The organism is Phycicoccus avicenniae (assembly GCF_018139485.1).
GTDB classification, from domain to species: Bacteria; Actinomycetota; Actinomycetes; order Actinomycetales; family Dermatophilaceae; genus Phycicoccus; species Phycicoccus avicenniae.
In genome coordinates this window covers 168,468-183,927 of sequence record NZ_JAGSNF010000006.1, presented here as the reverse complement: position 1 = coordinate 183,927, position 15,460 = coordinate 168,468, and the positions used below count along the sequence as shown (strand labels likewise).

Here is a 15,460-nt window from a genome sequence, read left to right as displayed (position 1 = left end):
GGCGCGGGGCGGCCCACCCGCGCGTGCCCCGCGCCGCCGGCGGCGGGGGGCGGGCCCCCCCCCCCCCCGGGGCCCCCCGCGGGGTGGGGGGGGGCCCTTCGGCATGTCGTCCGGACGGCGCTTATCGTTGCTCCCGCCCATGAGTACCTCAGCCGCCGGACACCTGCCCCCCGCCTATCCCGAGCGGGCGGCGTGGGGTACCGCCGGGAAGCTGCGGGCCTGGCAGGAGGAGGCCCTCGCGGCCTACCTCGACGGGGACCGCCGGGACTTCCTCGCCGTCGCGACGCCGGGCGCCGGGAAGACGACGTACGCCCTGCGGATCGCCACCGAGCTGCTCGACCGCGGCCTCGTGCGGGCGGTCACCGTCGTCGCCCCGACCGAACACCTCAAGACCCAGTGGGCCGACGCCGCCGGGCGGGTCGGCATCCAGCTCAACCCGTCGTTCTCGAACTCGGCGGGCGTGCAGTCCAGCGAGTACGACGGGGTCGCGCTCACCTACGCCCAGGTCGCGGCGAACCCCGGGCTGCACCGGCGTCGCACCGAGGCCGAGCCGACGCTCGTCGTCCTCGACGAGATCCACCACGGCGGCGACGCCCGCTCGTGGGGCGACGGCATCCGCGAGGCCTTCAGCGGGGCGGTCCGACGGCTCGCGCTGACCGGCACGCCGTTCCGCTCCGACACCAACCCCATCCCGTTCGTGCGCTACGAGATGGACGAGGCCGGCATCCTCCGCTCCGCCTCGGACTACACCTACGGCTACGCCGCGGCGCTGCGCGACGGCGTCGTGCGCCCGGTCCTCTTCCTCGCGTACGGCGGCGCGATGCGCTGGCGGACCAAGGCCGGCGACGAGGTCGCGGCCCGGCTCGGCGAGCCGTTGACGAAGGACCAGACGGCGCACGCCTGGCGCACCGCCCTGGACCCGAAGGGCGAGTGGATCCCCGCCGTCCTCGCCGCCGCCGACAAGCGGCTCACCGAGGTGCGCCGGCACGTCCACGACGCCGGCGGTCTCGTCATCGCCTCGAACCAGACCGCGGCCCGGGCGTACGCGAGGATCCTCGAGGCGGTGACGGGGGAGAAGGCGACCGTCGTGCTCTCGGACGACGCCGGCGCGAGCGCCAACATCGAGCGCTTCGCCGCCGACGAGTCCCGGTGGATGGTCGCCGTCCGGATGGTCTCCGAGGGCGTCGACGTCCCGCGGCTCGCCGTCGGTGTCTACGCGACCTCCACGTCGACGCCGCTGTTCTTCGCCCAGGCCGTCGGGCGGTTCGTCCGGGCCCGCAAGCGCGGCGAGACGGCGTCCGTGTTCCTGCCGTCCGTGCCCGTGATCCTCCAGCTCGCCTCGACGATGGAGGAGGAGCGCGACCACGCGCTGGACCGCCCCTCGACCCCGGACGACGAGGCGTCGATCTGGGCCGAGGAGGAGGGCCTGCTCGCGGCGGCGAACCGCACCGAGCGCACGCTCGGCCTCGAGGACGAGTCGCGGTTCGAGGCGCTGGAGTCCGACGCCCACTTCGACCACGTCCTCTTCGACGCCAAGCAGTACGGCCAGCACGCCGACGCCGGGTCCGAGGAGGAGCAGGACTACCTCGGCCTGCCGGGCCTGCTCGAGCCCGACCAGGTCGCCCTGCTCCTCGGCGAGCGGCAGGCGAAGCAGGCGAAGTCGGGGCGCACCCGTCCGGAGGCGTCCGGGCCGTCGCCGGTCGCGGCGCACCGGGCGCTCGCCGCCCAGCGCAAGGAGCTCAACAAGCTGGTCGCGGCGTACGCGAGCAAGACCGGCGCGGCGCACGCGACGATCCACATGGACCTGCGGCGCTCCTGCGGCGGCCCCGAGCTCGCGAGCGCGACGGGCGACGAGGTCTCGACGCGGATCGCGACGATCCGCCGCTGGTTCGTCGGCCGGCGCTGAGCCGGCCGCGCCTCACTCCGCCGCGGCCGCCTCGACGAGCGGACCCGTCCGGTGCTCGAGGTGGGTCACCATGCAGATCGCGGTGTTCGCCCGCAGGACGTGGACGTCGTCGATCATCTCGTCGATGACCCGGCCGAGATCGGCGTTGTTGCGCGCCGCGACCCGCACGACGAGGTCCCCGACGCCCGTGATCGAGTGGATCTCCAGCACCTCGGGGATCGCCGACAGGTGCGCGACGACCGGCTCGTGGCCCTGGCGCTGGCGGATCTCGAGCGTGCAGAACGCCGTCACGGGGTAGCCGAGCGCCTCGGGGGAGATGCGGGGGGCGAAGGTGCGGATCACCCCGCGCTCCTGCAGCCGGTCCAGCCGCGCCTGCACCGTCCCGCGGGCCACCTCGAGCCGCCGGGAGGCGCCGAGGACGCCGACCTGCGGGTCCTCGGTGAACAGGGCGATGATCCGGGCGTCGAGCTCGTCCACTCCGTCGTGTCGTGCCATGCGCACATCGTCCAGTGTGAGCGGGTGCGAAGGCAACATCATGCGCACGCTGACCACGTGGGCGTGGTGTGGTTGCACACGCGGCGAGGGCGGCGCGACAGTGAGCGCATGACTGACACGACGACGACGTCCGACGGCCACATCGACCTCACCGACCAGGAGCTCGACGCCGGTCTCGACCTGCACCAGCTGAAGCAGCTCGTCGGTCTCGTCGACTACGACGAGAGCAGCGACCCCTTCCCCGTCACCGGGTGGGACGCCATCGTCTTCGTCGTCGGCAACGCCACCCAGACCGCGCACTACTACCAGAGCGCCTGGGGCATGGAGCTCGTCGGCTACGCCGGCCCGGAGCACGGCACCCGCGACCACAAGGCGTTCGTCCTGCGGTCGGGGTCGATCCGCTTCGTCGTCAAGGGCGCGGTCACCCCGGACAGCGAGCTCATCCGCCACCACGCCGCGCACGGCGACGGCGTCGTCGACATCTCCCTCGAGGTGCCCGACGTCGACGTGTGCATCGCCCAGGCCCGCAGCGCCGGCGCCACCGTCCTCCAGGAGCCGGAGACCCTCACCGACGATTTCGGATCGGTGCGCGTCGCCGCCATCGCGACGTACGGCGAGACCCGGCACACCCTCGTCCAGCGGGTCGTCGACGGCGAGACCTACGCCGGTCCGTACCTGCCCGGCTACCACCCCGCCGCCTCGACCTTCGTCAAGCGCGACGGGGCCCCGAAGCGTCTCTTCCAGGCGCTCGACCACATCGTCGGCAACGTCGAGCTCGGCAGGATGGACGAGTGGGTCGCCTTCTACAACCGGGTCATGGGCTTCACGAACATGGCGGAGTTCATCGGCGACGACATCGCGACCGACTACTCGGCCCTGATGTCCAAGGTCGTCGCGAACGGCAACCACCGGGTGAAGTTCCCGCTCAACGAGCCCGCCGTCGCCAAGAAGCGCAGCCAGATCGACGAGTACCTGGACTTCTACGCCGGGCCCGGCGCCCAGCACCTCGCGCTCGCGACGAACGACATCCTCACGACGGTCGACGAGCTGCGGAAGGAGGGCGTGGAGTTCCTCGTCACGCCCGACGCCTACTACGAGGACCCCGAGATGCGCGCCCGCATCGGCGAGGTCCGGGTCCCGATCGAGGAGCTGCAGCAGCGCGGCATCCTCGTCGACCGGGACGAGGACGGTTACCTCCTGCAGATCTTCACCCGTCCGCTCGGCGACCGGCCGACGGTCTTCTTCGAGATCATCGAGCGGCACGGCTCGCTCGGGTTCGGCAAGGGCAACTTCAAGGCCCTGTTCGAGTCGATCGAGCGCGAGCAGGAGAAGCGCGGCAACCTCTGACGGCGGTCCCTGCCGAGGGGCATGACACGATGCCCGCATGAGCACGCCGACGAGTGCCGGGTGGTACCCGGACCCCGACGACGCCGACCAGCTGCGCTACTTCGACGGCATCGTCTGGACGGCGCACCGCACGCCCCGGCGCACGGAACGCCCGCAGCCCGTCGAGCCGGCGCCCACGCCGACCGAGCCGGCCCCGTACGACTGGGGCCTGGCCCCGAGCGGTGGCGTGCCGGGCGCGGGTGGTGCCTACGGTCGCCCCGTCGGCACGCCCGGCGAGGTCCGGCTCGAGGACGGCGCGGTGCTCGCCGAGTGGTGGCGGCGGCTCCTCGCGCGGATCGTCGACTGGTTCGTCACGAGCATCGTCGCCGGCCTGCTGTCCCTGCCCTTCGTCGGCCCGGTCGTCGACGCCGCCGAGCGGTACTTCTCGCAGGCGCTCACCGACCCCTCGCCCGACCCCGCCCCGCTCACCGACGCGATCCTCGGGATCGCGCTGCCCGTCACCCTCATCGGGGCCGCCGTCGCCCTCGTGTACGAGGTCGTCTTCCTCGTCTGGAAGGCGGCGACCCCGGGCAAGCTGCTCCTCGGGACCCGGGTGCGTCCGCTCGGCACGGACGGACCCGTCCGTGCGGACGTCGCCCTGCGTCGCCAGGTGCTGCCGCTCGTCGCGGACCTGCTGGCGCTCGTCCCGTTCCTGGGCTTCCTCGGGACCGTGCTCTCCGTCGTCGACCCCGCGTGGCTCCTCTTCGACCCCAAGCGCCAGGCGCTGCACGACAAGGTGGCCGGAACGGTCGTCGTCCGGCGATGACCGAGGACCTGCCGGACGGCATGCCGCCCGAGGTGGCCGCCCTGGCGGGACGGCTCTTCGACCAGGCCCGGACCGGGGACGAGACCCTGCTCGCGTACGTCGACGCCGGCGCGCCGGCCGACCTCGCCAACGGGTCCGGCGACAGCCTCGTCATGCTCGCGGCCTACCACGGGCACGCCGGCCTCGTCCGGGGGCTGCTCGCCCGCGGCGCCGACCCCGACCGGGCCAACCTGCGCGGTCAGACGCCGCTCGCCGGGGCGGTCTTCACGGCCGACCGTCCGGTGGTGGCGGCCCTCGTCGAGGGCGGGGCGGACCCCGACGCCGGGACCCCGAGCGCCCGGGAGGCGGTCACCCTCTTCGGCTCCGACGTCGGCGACCTGTTTCCGGGCGGGGACGCATGAGCGACGGGTCCCCGGTGCCGCCGTCCGCCCTCCCGCCGTCGGCGCGTGAGCTCACCGCCGACGAGGTCGACCTCGTCGAGGCGGCGCGCCGGACCATCGACGCGGCGACGGACGCGGGGCCGGACGAGGACGGGGTCCACACGATGGGGTGCGCCGTCCGCACCGACGACGGCCGGGTCGTCACCGGTGTGAACCTCTACCACTTCACGGGCGGTCCGTGCGCGGAGCTCGTCGCCCTCGGTGCGGCCCGCGCGGCCGGAGCCCGCGGCGTGACCCACATCGTGGCCGTCGGCAACCACGGACGCGGGCCGGTGGGCCCGTGCGGGCGCGACCGGCAGGTGCTGCTCGACCACTACCCGGGGGTGCGGGTGCTCCTGCCGACGCGCTGGGGACCGCGCAGCGTCGTCATCGAGGACCTCGTGCCGCTCGCGACCGCGTGGACCGTCGACGGCGGCTCGACGATGGCCTGACGCGGACGGCCCGACGCCGCCGGACGGGCGCTCAGCGGGCGGGGCGGACCGTCCCGGAGCACTCCCCGAACCCGACGACGGTGCCGTCCGGCCCGGGGGCGGTGGCGCGCAGCACGACCGTGTCGCCGTCCTCGAGGAAGGTCCGCTCGCTGCCGTCGTCGAGCCGGACGGGGTCCTGACCGCTCCACGAGAGCTCGAGGAACGAGCCGCGGGTGCCGGGCTCGGCGCCGCTGATCGTCCCGGACCCGAAGAGGTCGCCGGGGCTCACGCTCGCGCCGTTGACGCTGAGGTGGGCGAGCATCTGGGTCGGGGACCAGTACATGTCCCGGTACTCCGGGCGGGAGACGACGGTGCCGTTCCACTCGACCTCGACATGGACGTCGAGCCCGTAGACGGTGTCCCCGGAGAGGTACGGCAGCGGCTGCGGGTCCTGGCCCGGCAGCGGGACGCGCGCGTCCCGCAGGGCGTCGGTCGTCACGATCCACGGGCTGACGCTGGTCGCGAAGGACTTGCCGAGGAACGGCCCGAGCGGCACGTACTCCCACGCCTGGAGGTCGCGGGCGGACCAGTCGTTGAGCAGGACGACGCCGAAGAGGTGGTCGTCGGCGTCGGCGAGGTCGACCCGGTCGCCGAGGCCGGTCCGGGGCCCGCCGACGACGAAGCCGAGCTCGGCCTCGATGTCGAGCCGGACGCTCGGGCCGAACGTCGGGACGGGCTCGCTCGGCGGCTTGCGCTGGCCCGTCGGGCGCACGACGTCGGTCCCGGAGACGACGACGGTGCTCGAGCGCCCGTGGTAGCCGATGGGCAGGTGCTTCCAGTTCGGGGTGAGCGGCTCGGAGTCCGGGCGGAAGATGCGTCCGACGTTGCTCGCGTGGTGCTCGCTCGCGTAGAAGTCGACGAAGTCGGCGACCCGGAACGGCAGGTGCATCGTCACCTCCGCCGCCGGGACGAGGTTCGGCTCGACGCAGTCGCGCTGCGCGTCGTTCGTCAGGTGCTCCTGGAGCCACTCGCGGGCGGCGGTCCACGCCGGGCGGCCCTCGGCGAGGAAGGCGTCGAGGCTGCCACCGCGCCACACCGCCGCGGACTCCATCCCGGACTGCTCGGCGCAGGCGGCGAGGTCGAGCACGTGGTCGCCGACCCGCACGCCCACCCGGCGCTCGCCGTCGGCGGCGGTCGAGAAGACGCCGTACGGCAGGTTGTGCAGGCCGAAGGGGTGGTCGTCGGGCAGGTCGAGCCAGGTCATGGCGGTCCTTCCGGTCAGGGGGAGATGCCGAGGTCGGCGAGCTCGCCGAGGGGGTCGGTGACGGTGCAGCAGCCGTAGGCGGTGAACGCGGCGCGCACCCGGGCCGTCGTCGCCTCGCTCCAGGCGAGGACGATCTCGGCGAGGGCCGGGGCGTCCCGGACGGCGAGGAGCGCGGCCAGCTCGTCGACGGACGCCCCGTCGAGGGCCGCGGCCGTCGCCACGAGCACGTCGAGCACGCCGTGGTTCTCCTCCGGGGTGCCGTCGACGACGTACGTGCCCCGGACGGCGTGGTGGAGGCCGCCGGTGAGCTTGAAGGGGACGGGGGCGGCGGTCATCGCCCGGAGGACGTGTGCCAGCTCGGTCTCGTCCGGCCACGGCCAGGTCGGCGTCGGGCCGGTGCGGAACTTGGCGACGACGGCGTCACCCTCGGCGACCGAGACCCGGATGTCGGCGAGGGCCGCGTCCCGGGCGGCGTGCTCCCGGGGCACCTCGAGGGCGAGGGGGAGCGAGCCCGGCAGGTCCTGCCGTCGCCAGTCGGGCGTCCAGCCGAGCTCGGCGCCCGCCACCTCGACCCGCGGGTCGGCGAGGAGGAGGGCGAGGCCGTCGCGCAGCACCGGTGGGTCGGTGCCGGGACGAGCGACGACGCCCACCCGGAGCGGGGTGTCGCCGGGATCGGCGTCGAGCACCCCCAGGAGGTCGCCGGCGGTGGAGGCCGGCACGAGGAGGGGTCCCACGGCTCCCGCGTGCGGGGCCGCCCGGTGGCACCGGTGGGCGGCGACGGCGTCCGGGAGCGGGGCGTTGCCGGGTGGGAAGACGGCGGCGTCGTCGACGAGGTTGCACAGCAGCGGCGAGGTCGTCGACGACATGCCGCCAACCTAGCGCGCGTGGCCTACGGTGCAGACATGAGCCGAGACGACGAGGGCCAGGTGTCCGAGGTGCAGCAGATGGACGAGGCCGACGCCGACACGCCCATCAGCGACAGCCAGTCCGCCGCCGGCCAGCCGGACGCGGAGACCGGGGAGCCCGACGTCGGGCCCGCCGGACCGAACGCCAAGGTCGACCGGGACGCCGAGCAGGAGGACCTGGACCGGTGAGCCGGGAGGCCGGCGCCGGTGGGCGGCCCTAGGCTGCCCGGATGAGCGACTCCCGGCGCACCTACGTCCTCGTCGACGGCGAGAACATCGACGCGACGCTCGGGGTGTCCATCCTCGGCCGGCGCCCCCGGTCCGAGGAGCGGCCGCGCTGGGAGCGGCTGCTGAACTTCGCCCGCGAGGAGTGGGACCAGGAGGTCGTCGGTCTCTTCTTCCTCGCGGTCGGCACCGAGCTGCCGATGTCGTTCGTCCAGGCGCTCATGGCGATCGGGTGGCGGCCGGTGCCGCTGTCCGGCGACCACGGCGAGAAGGTCGTCGACATCGCCATCCAGCGCACGCTGCGCGAGCTGCGGACCCGCGAGGCCGCCGACGTCATGCTCGTGAGCAACGACGGCGACTTCGTCGAGGAGGTCGAGGGCCTGCTGGACGGGGAGCGGCGGACCGGGCTCGTGGGGTTCACGGAGTTCCGCAACAGCGCGTTCGTCCACCTCGCCGACGACGGCCTCGAGCTCTTCGACCTCGAGTACGACGTCAAGGCGTTCACGACCCCGCTCAGCCGGGTGCGGATCATCCCGATCGAGGAGTTCGACCCGGTCCAGTTCCTGTAGGCAGCCCTCGCACCCATCGTCGACCATCGGGTCGTGCCTCGCTCGGGGTGACCGTCGGTGGTCACCCCTAGAGTCGTGGGCACAGGGGAAGGGGGCATCGCGTGGGGATGAACGTGATGGTGCGGGACGTCGGACCACCGGCGGCGGTCGCGTCCGTGCGGGCCTTCCGCGACGGGCTCGCGTTCCTCGATCCGGTCGACCTCACCGACGCCGACCGTGTCGACCTCATCGACGAGCTGGAGCGGACGAAACGGGCGGCCGCTGCGGCCCAGGCGCGGATGACGGACGCGTTGCGGCGGTCGGTGCACCGTGCCGCCGCGCCGGGGCCGACGGCACGCAGGGACGCCGCGCGCTCGCTCGGGTCGCAGGTCGCGCTGGCGCGTCGGGAGTCCCCGGGCCTGGGGGACCGGTTCGTCGGCACGGCGCGGGCCCTGGTCCACGAGATGCCGGCGACGATGGCACTGCTCGAGCGCGGGCTCATGGGGGAGCGGCACGTCACCGAGGTCGTGAAGGAGACGGCGGCACTGTCCGCCGCCGACCGCGGCGAGGTCGACCGCCGTCTCGCCGACGCTCTCCCGCGACTCGGGTGGCGAGGCGCGGGCCGGGCGGCCCGGCGGGTGGCCGCCGAGCTCGACGCGGCCTCGGTCGTGGCACGGACGGAGGCGGCTGTCGCCTCGCGGCGGGTGTCGGTTCGGCCGGCGCCGGACGGGATGGCGTACCTCACCGTGCTGGGTCCGCTCACGGAGGTCGTGGGCGCGTACGCGGCACTGCGGACGCGAGCGGCGGCGGTGGTGTCCGGGCAGGTCCCGGACGAGGCACCGCACGGACGCGGCGCCGGTGCCGTCGCGGCCGACACGGCGCTGCGACTGCTCTCCGGTCGTGCGATCGGGCAGGTGCAGCCGGTGGAGGTCCACCTCGTCATGACCGACCGGGCGCTCCTCGGCACCGGGGACGGCTCCCGCACGGTCTCCGAGCCGGCCCGGATCCCGGGCCACGGGTCCGTGCCGGCGCCGGTGGCGCGGTCGTGGCTGCGGGGTGCCGGCGAAGGGTCGGTGTGGCTGCGCCGGCTGTACGGCTCGCCCGACGGCCGCGACCTCGTCGCGCTGGACTCGCGGCGTCGGCTCTTCGGCGGGCTGCTGCGCCGGATGCTCGTCCTGCGTGACGACGTGTGCGTCACGCCGTGGTGCGACGCGCCGATCGTCCAGGGCGACCACACGCACCCGGCTCGTGACGCAGGGGACACGACCTTCACCAACGGGTCGGGGGCCTGTGCGCGGTGCAACCTCGTCAAGGAGGCCCCCGGGTGGGGCGTCCAGGTCGTCCGGGGCTCATCCCGGGAGATCCAGGTGACGACACCGACCGGTCACCGCCACCGGGCGAGCGCGCCGCCGGTCCTCGGCTGGGGGAGCGACCCGCCGTCACGGCTCGAGCAGCACCTCGCCGGACTCGTCGACGCCGCCTGAGCGACGGCACACCGGCGGCCGTTCTGCGCCTCGCCGGCTCAGACCCGGCCGCGGATCGGGGTGCGCTCGGTGTCGTCGCCGTCGTCCTCCTCGGGCATCGTCATCTCGGCGCGCACCCCGAGGAGACGGACCTCGCGGCCCTCCTCGAGGTGGTCCGCGAGCAGGCGCTGCACGGCGGCGTGCACGTCCTCGCGGTCGGAGGTCTCGGCCGGCAGCTTCCGGCTGCGGTTCACCGTGAAGAACGGCGCGTACCGGATCTTCAGCCCGATCCGCCACACCGGTCGGCCCTCGACGGCCACGTCGTCGAGGGCCTGGTCGGTGAGGACCCGGATGGCGGCCGCGACCTGCTCCGGAGTGGTGAGGTTCTCCTGGTACGTCGTCTCGCGGCTGTGGCTGCGCGCCACCCACGGGGTGTCGTCGACCTCGGCGCTGCCCTCCCCGCGACCGAGCGACCCGTACCAGGCGCCCATCCGCGGCCCGAGCTCCGCGACGAGCACCGCCTCGTCGGCAGCCGCGAGGTCGGACACCGTGGTGATGCCGAGCGCCGCCAGCCGCGCGGACACCCGCGACCCGACGCCCCACAGCGCCGTCGTCGGCCGTCCGCCCATGACCTCGGCCCAGTTCTGCGCCGTGAGCCGGAACCGGCCTCGGGGCTTGCCGAGGTCGGTCGCGATCTTCGCCCGGACCCGGGTGTCGCCGATGCCGACGGAGCAGTGCAGCCGCGTGCGATCGAGGACCGCGGCACGGATGCGGTCGGCGAGGGCCTCCGGGTCGTCGGTGTCGGCGCCGACGAACATCTCGTCCCACCCGAGCACCTCGACGACGAGACCGAGACCGCGGACCGCCGCGACGACCTCCGCCGACACCGCGAGGTAGTGCGGGCCGTCGACGGGCAGGAACACCGCATCGGGGGCCTTGCGCGCCGCGACGCGGAGCGGCATCCCCGAGCGGACTCCTCGCTCGCGGGCGGCGTAGCTCGCCGTCGACACGACGGCCCGCTCGGTCGGGTCGCCGCGGCCGCCCACGACGACCTCGCGCCCGGCGAGCTCGGGCCGCCGCAGTACCTCGACCGCCGCGAGGAACTCGTCGAGGTCGACGTGCAGGACGTACGGGAACGACCGCGCCACGACCGACCCTCCTCACCCTCGACCCCTCGGATTGTCCCACTGCACAGGTTGCCCGGCCAGACTCCGGCGCGCCTGCGCAGACTGACCACTGTGACCCGGCCGCACGCGAGGAGGTGCCACCGCGCGACCGGCGCCCCTAGGGTGACGGGGACAGCACCGAGGCCTTCGACCCCACAGCGAGGTGGAGAAGAACCGTGGCGTACTACCAGGCGATGGGCAGCATCCCGCCGAAGCGGCACACCCAGCACCGGCGCCCCGCGGGCCGCGGGAAGCAGGGTGAGCTCTACTACGAGGAGCTCATGGGCGAGGAGGGCTTCAGCAGCGACTCGAGCCTGCTCTACCACCGCAACATCCCCTCGACGATCGCCGGCGCCCGCGAGTGGACCCCCGGGGACCTCAGCACCGTCCCGAACCACCCGCTCCAGCCGCGGCACCTGAAGCTCCACGACCTCTTCGCCGCGAAGGACGTCAAGACCACCGACGTCGTCACCGGCCGGCGGCTCGTCCTCGGCAACGGCGACGTGCGCATCTCCTACGTCGTCGCGGGCGCCCCGAGCCCCTGGTACCGCAACGGCGTCGGCGACGAGTGCGTCTACGTCGAGCGCGGCAGGGCGCGGGTCGAGACCGTCTTCGGAGCGTTCGACGTCGCCGAGGGCGACTACCTCGTCATCCCGCGTGCGACGACCCACCGCTGGATCCCGCGGCGGTCGACGAAGGACCCGCTGCGCGCCTACGCCATCGAGGCCAACAGCCACATCTCGCCGCCGAAGCGCTACCTCAGCAAGTACGGCCAGCTCCTGGAGCACGCCCCGTACTGCGAGCGCGACCTGCGCCCGCCGCAGGGTCCGCTCCTCGCCGAGGACGTCGGTGAGAAGGCGAGCGACGAGGCCGAGGTCTACATCAAGCACCGCGGGAACGGTCCCGGCGGCATCGGCGGCACCGTCCACGAGCTGCCGTTCCACCCGCTCGACGTCGTCGGCTGGGACGGGTGCCTCTACCCGTACGCCTTCAACGTCGCCGACTTCGAGCCGATCACCGGCCGGGTGCACCAGCCGCCGCCCGTGCACCAGGTCTTCGAGGGCTGGAACTTCGTCATCTGCAACTTCGTGCCGCGCAAGGTCGACTACCACCCGCTCGCCATCCCCGTGCCGTACTACCACTCGAACGTCGACAGCGACGAGATCATGTTCTACGTCGACGGCGACTACGAGGCGCGCAAGGGCTCCGGCATCGGCAAGGGCTCGGTCACGGTCCACCCGGGCGGGCACGCCCACGGCCCTCAGCCCGGTGCGTCCGAGGCCTCGATCGGTGCCGAGGCGTTCGACGAGCTCGCCGTCATGGTCGACACCTTCCGTCCGCTGGACCTCGGCGAGGCCGGCCGGGCCGTCGACGACGGGCAGTACGCGGGGTCCTGGAACCGCGGTCGCTCCTGACCGTCGACCGCCTCCTATCCTGGGTGCCGTGTCGCTCGCGCCCGTGACCGAGGAGGTCGTGACCCCCGAGGGGGACGTGGCCCCGGACACCCCGTGGGTGACGATCGTGTGGAACGACCCGGTCAACCTCATGTCGTACGTGACGTTCGTGCTCCAGCAGCACTTCGGGTACGACCGGGCGAAGGCCGAGAAGCTCATGATGCTCGTCCACACCGAGGGGCGGGCCGTCGTCTCCAACGGCACCCGGGAGGCGATGGAGGCCGACACCGAGGCGCTCCACGGCTACGGCCTCTGGGCGACCTTCCGGAAGGACGGCTGATGGCCCGCGCCTTCCGCCGCCGGGGTCGCGGCGACGGCGTCCGCTACGTCGCCTCGCTCGACGAGGACGAGCGGGCGATCGTCGGCGACCTCATGGGCCAGGTCGCCGAGCTGCTCGCCCCGCCGGCCCGGACGAGCACCGGCGACGACTCCTTCGACGCCGTCGTCGCGGGGATGACCTTCGGGGACGACACCGGGGCGAGCGACGTCCCGGACGTCCCCCGCGACCCGGCGCTGGACCGCTTGCTGCCGACGGCGCACCGCGACGACGCCGACGCCGCCGCCGAGTTCCGCCGGCTCACCGAGGGCGGCCTGCGCGACCGCAAGGCCCGGGCGCTGACGACCGCCGCCGCGGCCCTGCGCGGTGGCGACGACGTCACCCTCGACGCCGCCGAGGCGCCGCTGTTCCTCACCGCGCTCACCGACGTCCGGCTCGTGCTCGGCGACCGGCTCGGCCTCGAGAGCGACGAGGACCTCGACCTCCTCGAGGCGCGGGTGGACCGCCTCGACGCGACCGACCCCCTCACGGCGATGCTCGGCGTCTACGACTTCCTCACCTGGTTGCAGGAGACCCTCGCCTCCGCCCTGCTCGGTGACTGACGCGACCTGCGTCACGGTGCCCGGTCGGTCGGCTGTCGTACGGTTTCCCTCGTGACCGACTCTCCCATCGGGGTCTTCGACTCCGGCTACGGCGGGCTCACCGTGATGCGGGCGATCCTCGACCAGCTGCCCCACGAGTCGGTCGCCTACTTCGGCGACACCGCCCGCGCGCCGTACGGGCCCCGCCCGATCGCCCAGACCCGCGAGTTCGCGCTCCAGTGCCTCGACCGGCTCGTCGACCACGGCGTCAAGGTCCTCGTCATCGCCTGCAACACCGCGAGCGCCGCCGTGCTCCACGACGCCCGCGAGCGGTACGACGTCCCCGTCGTCGAGGTCATCCGGCCGGCGGTGCGCCGTGCCGTCGCCGCGACCCGCGCCGGCCGGGTCGCCGTCATCTCCACCCGCGGCACCCACCAGTCCGGGGCCTACCTCGACGCCTTCGCCGCCGCTCCGCACCTCGACGTCACGAGCACCCCGTGCCCGCGCTTCGTCGAGTTCGTCGAGGCGGGCGTCACCGGCGGTCCGGAGCTCGTCTCCGTCGCCCACGGGTACCTCGACCCGCTGCGCGACCACGGCGTCGACACCGTCGTCCTCGGCTGCACCCACTACCCGCTGCTCACCGGGGTCATCTCCTACGTCATGGGCGAGGACGTCACGCTCGTGTCGTCGGCGGAGGAGACCGCCAAGGACGTCTACCGGGTGCTCGCCGACGCCGACCTGCTGCGCCCCGACGACCTGCCCCCGCCGAGCCACGGGTTCACGACGACGGGCGACACCGAGGAGTTCCGCCGCCTCGCCGTCCGCTTCCTCGGCGTCGGCTCGAGCGTCGAGCCGGTCTTCGTCTCGCCGCCGGCGGTCGTCCGGGCGGGGATCGCATGAGGGTCACCGTCGTCGGCTGCTCGGGGTCCTTCGCCGGCCCGGACTCGCCCGCATCCTCCTACCTCGTCCAGGCCGAGCACGCGGGCCGCACGTGGAACGTCCTGCTCGACCTCGGCAGCGGCGCCCTCGGTCCGCTGCAGCGCCACGTCGCCCTCGACGACCTCGACGCCGTCGTCCTCAGCCACCTCCACCCCGACCACTGCGCCGACCTCCTCGGCCTCTACGTCACCCGGCGCTACCGCCCTGCCGGGCCGCTGCCGCGGCGGCTGCCGGTGCACGGCCCGTCCGCGACGGCTGAGCGGCTCGCGCTCATGTACCACGGCCTCGAGCCGGGCGGGATGGAGGGCGAGTTCGAGATCCGGCCGGTCACCGACCGCGACACCTTCACCGTCGGGCCGTTCACGCTCACCCCGTTCGCCGTCGAGCACCCCGTCGAGGCGTACGGCTACCGGGTCGAGGCCGACGGCGGGGTGCTGGCCTTCACGGGGGACACCGACGACTGCCCGGCCCTGGACCCGCTGCTCGCCGGCGCCGACCTCGCCCTGCTCGACGCCGCGTTCGTCGAGGGTCGCGACGGGGCCCGCGGCATCCATCTCACCGCGACCCGGGCCGCGACCGCCGCGGTCCGTGCGGGTGGGGTCGGCCGGCTCGTCCTCACCCACATCCCGGCGTGGAACGACCGCGAGGAGTGCCGGGCGCAGGCCGCACGGGTCTGGCCCGGGCGGGTCGAGGTCGCCCGCGCCGGCGACGTCCTCGAGGTCCCGGGAGAGGCGGACCCGGTCGACCGGGAGGCCGCCGAGGCCATGTTCGCCGCCTACCGCTCCGCGGCGCCGGGCACGGCCGACGAGGACCACCTCGCCGTCGAGTGGTTCGGCGACTCCCCGGAGCTCGCCGACGAGCTGCTCGCGTTCGTCCTCGGCGGGACGAAGCGGGCGACGGCCGGGCTCGTCGCGGAGTACCTCGCGGAGGGGGAGCCCCTGCCGCGGGTGGGCGGCCACTGGATCGTGTGCGACGGCTCCGGCACCCCGCGGGTCGTCCTGCGGTCCACCGAGCTGCGGGTCGGCCCGCTCTCGAGCGTCGACGAGCGGTTCGCGTGGGACGAGGGGGAGTACGACCGGACGCTCGCGACGTGGCTCGACGGCCACCGCCGGTACTTCGCCCGCTCCTGCGAACGGCTCGGCATGTCCTTCTCCGACGACGTCGAGGTCTGCTTCGAGCGCTTCCGCGTCGTGTGGCCGCCGGAGCACGCCGACCGCTGACCGGGCGGGTGGCCC

17 protein-coding genes are annotated in these 15,460 nt (G+C 74.1%); 13 read left to right on the top strand and 4 right to left on the bottom strand.

What is annotated here, in order from left to right; translation table 11 throughout:
- Positions 1-139: 139 nt before the first annotated feature.
- The gene (locus tag KC207_RS06465) at positions 140-1,906 is read left to right on the top strand and encodes a DEAD/DEAH box helicase (RefSeq protein ID WP_211602089.1); all 1,767 of its coding nucleotides are present in this window, start codon (positions 140-142) and stop codon (positions 1,904-1,906) included.
- 12 nt (positions 1,907-1,918) lie between these two features.
- On the opposite strand, the gene KC207_RS06460 is transcribed toward KC207_RS06465, so the two are convergent.
- The gene (locus tag KC207_RS06460) at positions 1,919-2,401 is read right to left on the bottom strand and encodes an Lrp/AsnC family transcriptional regulator (protein ID WP_211602088.1); all 483 of its coding nucleotides are present in this window, start codon (positions 2,399-2,401) and stop codon (positions 1,919-1,921) included.
- Between the two features lie 108 nt (positions 2,402-2,509).
- Between KC207_RS06460 and hppD the strand changes: the two genes are divergently transcribed.
- Genes hppD through KC207_RS06440 form a run of 4 tightly spaced genes read left to right on the top strand, consistent with a single transcriptional unit; the run spans position 2,510 to position 5,424 of the window.
- Positions 2,510-3,748 carry a 4-hydroxyphenylpyruvate dioxygenase gene (gene hppD, locus KC207_RS06455; protein ID WP_211602087.1) on the top strand — a complete coding sequence of 413 codons (1,239 nt, stop codon included), beginning with the start codon at positions 2,510-2,512 and terminating at the stop codon, positions 3,746-3,748.
- Positions 3,749-3,785: 37 nt separating this feature from the next.
- On the top strand, positions 3,786-4,553 hold the full coding sequence (locus KC207_RS06450; RefSeq protein WP_211602109.1) for an RDD family protein: 768 nt from the start codon (positions 3,786-3,788) through the stop codon (positions 4,551-4,553).
- Entirely contained in the window at positions 4,550-4,954 is a 405-nt protein-coding gene (locus tag KC207_RS06445; protein WP_211602086.1) for an ankyrin repeat domain-containing protein, read from the top strand. The genes KC207_RS06450 and KC207_RS06445 overlap by 4 nt, the downstream gene beginning before the upstream one ends.
- Positions 4,951-5,424, top strand: coding sequence for a cytidine/deoxycytidylate deaminase family protein (locus KC207_RS06440; RefSeq protein ID WP_211602085.1), 474 nt, complete (start codon positions 4,951-4,953; stop codon positions 5,422-5,424). The genes KC207_RS06445 and KC207_RS06440 overlap by 4 nt, the downstream gene beginning before the upstream one ends.
- Positions 5,425-5,455: 31 nt before the next feature.
- Here KC207_RS06440 and fahA read toward each other — a convergent pair whose 3' ends face one another.
- Positions 5,456-6,667, bottom strand: a complete 1,212-nt coding sequence (gene fahA / locus KC207_RS06435) for a fumarylacetoacetase (RefSeq protein ID WP_211602084.1) — start codon at positions 6,665-6,667, stop codon at positions 5,456-5,458.
- A 14-nt stretch (positions 6,668-6,681) separates the two neighbouring features.
- Entirely contained in the window at positions 6,682-7,533 is an 852-nt protein-coding gene (locus KC207_RS06430) for a hypothetical protein (RefSeq protein WP_211602083.1), read from the bottom strand.
- A gap of 36 nt (positions 7,534-7,569) precedes the next feature.
- On the opposite strand from KC207_RS06430, the gene KC207_RS06425 reads away from it, so the two are divergent.
- From KC207_RS06425 to KC207_RS06415, 3 genes are all read left to right on the top strand, one after another.
- Positions 7,570-7,761 (top strand): hypothetical protein, encoded by a 192-nt coding sequence (locus KC207_RS06425; RefSeq protein WP_211602082.1) that lies wholly within the window; start codon positions 7,570-7,572, stop codon positions 7,759-7,761.
- 41 nt (positions 7,762-7,802) lie between these two features.
- Positions 7,803-8,366 (top strand): NYN domain-containing protein, encoded by a 564-nt coding sequence (locus tag KC207_RS06420; RefSeq protein WP_211602081.1) that lies wholly within the window; start codon positions 7,803-7,805, stop codon positions 8,364-8,366.
- A gap of 107 nt (positions 8,367-8,473) precedes the next feature.
- The gene (locus KC207_RS06415; protein ID WP_249138601.1) at positions 8,474-9,829 is read left to right on the top strand and encodes an HNH endonuclease signature motif containing protein; all 1,356 of its coding nucleotides are present in this window, start codon (positions 8,474-8,476) and stop codon (positions 9,827-9,829) included.
- Positions 9,830-9,867: 38 nt separating this feature from the next.
- Here the strand turns inward: KC207_RS06415 and KC207_RS06410 are convergent, their stop codons facing one another.
- Complete coding sequence (locus tag KC207_RS06410) at positions 9,868-10,956, bottom strand: DNA polymerase IV (protein ID WP_211602079.1); 1,089 nt, start codon at positions 10,954-10,956, stop codon at positions 9,868-9,870.
- Positions 10,957-11,150: 194 nt separating this feature from the next.
- Here KC207_RS06410 and KC207_RS06405 point away from each other — a divergent pair, with 194 nt between their 5' ends.
- The 5 genes from KC207_RS06405 to KC207_RS17075 are packed head-to-tail and all read left to right on the top strand — an operon-like array spanning position 11,151 to position 15,445.
- Entirely contained in the window at positions 11,151-12,389 is a 1,239-nt protein-coding gene (locus tag KC207_RS06405; protein WP_211602078.1) for a homogentisate 1,2-dioxygenase, read from the top strand.
- A 28-nt stretch (positions 12,390-12,417) separates the two neighbouring features.
- Complete coding sequence (gene clpS, locus KC207_RS06400; RefSeq protein ID WP_211602077.1) at positions 12,418-12,708, top strand: ATP-dependent Clp protease adapter ClpS; 291 nt, start codon at positions 12,418-12,420, stop codon at positions 12,706-12,708.
- Positions 12,708-13,307, top strand: a complete 600-nt coding sequence (locus tag KC207_RS06395; RefSeq protein WP_211602076.1) for a DUF2017 domain-containing protein — start codon at positions 12,708-12,710, stop codon at positions 13,305-13,307. The genes clpS and KC207_RS06395 overlap by 1 nt, the downstream gene beginning before the upstream one ends.
- Before the next feature lie 51 nt (positions 13,308-13,358).
- A complete protein-coding gene (gene murI / locus KC207_RS06390; RefSeq protein ID WP_211602075.1) occupies positions 13,359-14,186 on the top strand; it encodes a glutamate racemase in 828 nt (275 codons plus the stop codon).
- On the top strand, positions 14,183-15,445 hold the full coding sequence (locus KC207_RS17075; protein ID WP_367616034.1) for an MBL fold metallo-hydrolase: 1,263 nt from the start codon (positions 14,183-14,185) through the stop codon (positions 15,443-15,445). Before murI ends, KC207_RS17075 begins: the two co-directional genes overlap by 4 nt.
- Positions 15,446-15,460: the final 15 nt, after the last annotated feature.

What these genes read in the sequence shown, in the direction of transcription:
- KC207_RS06465 (WP_211602089.1), top strand. Translation starts at nt 140, where the DNA reads ATGAGTACCTCAGCCGCCGGACACCTGCCCCCCGCCTATCCCGAGCGG.
- KC207_RS06460 (WP_211602088.1), bottom strand. Translation starts at nt 2,401, where the DNA reads ATGGCACGACACGACGGAGTGGACGAGCTCGACGCCCGGATCATCGCC.
- hppD (WP_211602087.1), top strand. Translation starts at nt 2,510, where the DNA reads ATGACTGACACGACGACGACGTCCGACGGCCACATCGACCTCACCGAC.
- KC207_RS06450 (WP_211602109.1), top strand. Translation starts at nt 3,786, where the DNA reads ATGAGCACGCCGACGAGTGCCGGGTGGTACCCGGACCCCGACGACGCC.
- KC207_RS06445 (WP_211602086.1), top strand. Translation starts at nt 4,550, where the DNA reads ATGACCGAGGACCTGCCGGACGGCATGCCGCCCGAGGTGGCCGCCCTG.
- KC207_RS06440 (WP_211602085.1), top strand. Translation starts at nt 4,951, where the DNA reads ATGAGCGACGGGTCCCCGGTGCCGCCGTCCGCCCTCCCGCCGTCGGCG.
- fahA (WP_211602084.1), bottom strand. Translation starts at nt 6,667, where the DNA reads ATGACCTGGCTCGACCTGCCCGACGACCACCCCTTCGGCCTGCACAAC.
- KC207_RS06430 (WP_211602083.1), bottom strand. Translation starts at nt 7,533, where the DNA reads ATGTCGTCGACGACCTCGCCGCTGCTGTGCAACCTCGTCGACGACGCC.
- KC207_RS06425 (WP_211602082.1), top strand. Translation starts at nt 7,570, where the DNA reads ATGAGCCGAGACGACGAGGGCCAGGTGTCCGAGGTGCAGCAGATGGAC.
- KC207_RS06420 (WP_211602081.1), top strand. Translation starts at nt 7,803, where the DNA reads ATGAGCGACTCCCGGCGCACCTACGTCCTCGTCGACGGCGAGAACATC.
- KC207_RS06415 (WP_249138601.1), top strand. Translation starts at nt 8,474, where the DNA reads ATGAACGTGATGGTGCGGGACGTCGGACCACCGGCGGCGGTCGCGTCC.
- KC207_RS06395 (WP_211602076.1), top strand. Translation starts at nt 12,708, where the DNA reads ATGGCCCGCGCCTTCCGCCGCCGGGGTCGCGGCGACGGCGTCCGCTAC.
- KC207_RS17075 (WP_367616034.1), top strand. Translation starts at nt 14,183, where the DNA reads ATGAGGGTCACCGTCGTCGGCTGCTCGGGGTCCTTCGCCGGCCCGGAC.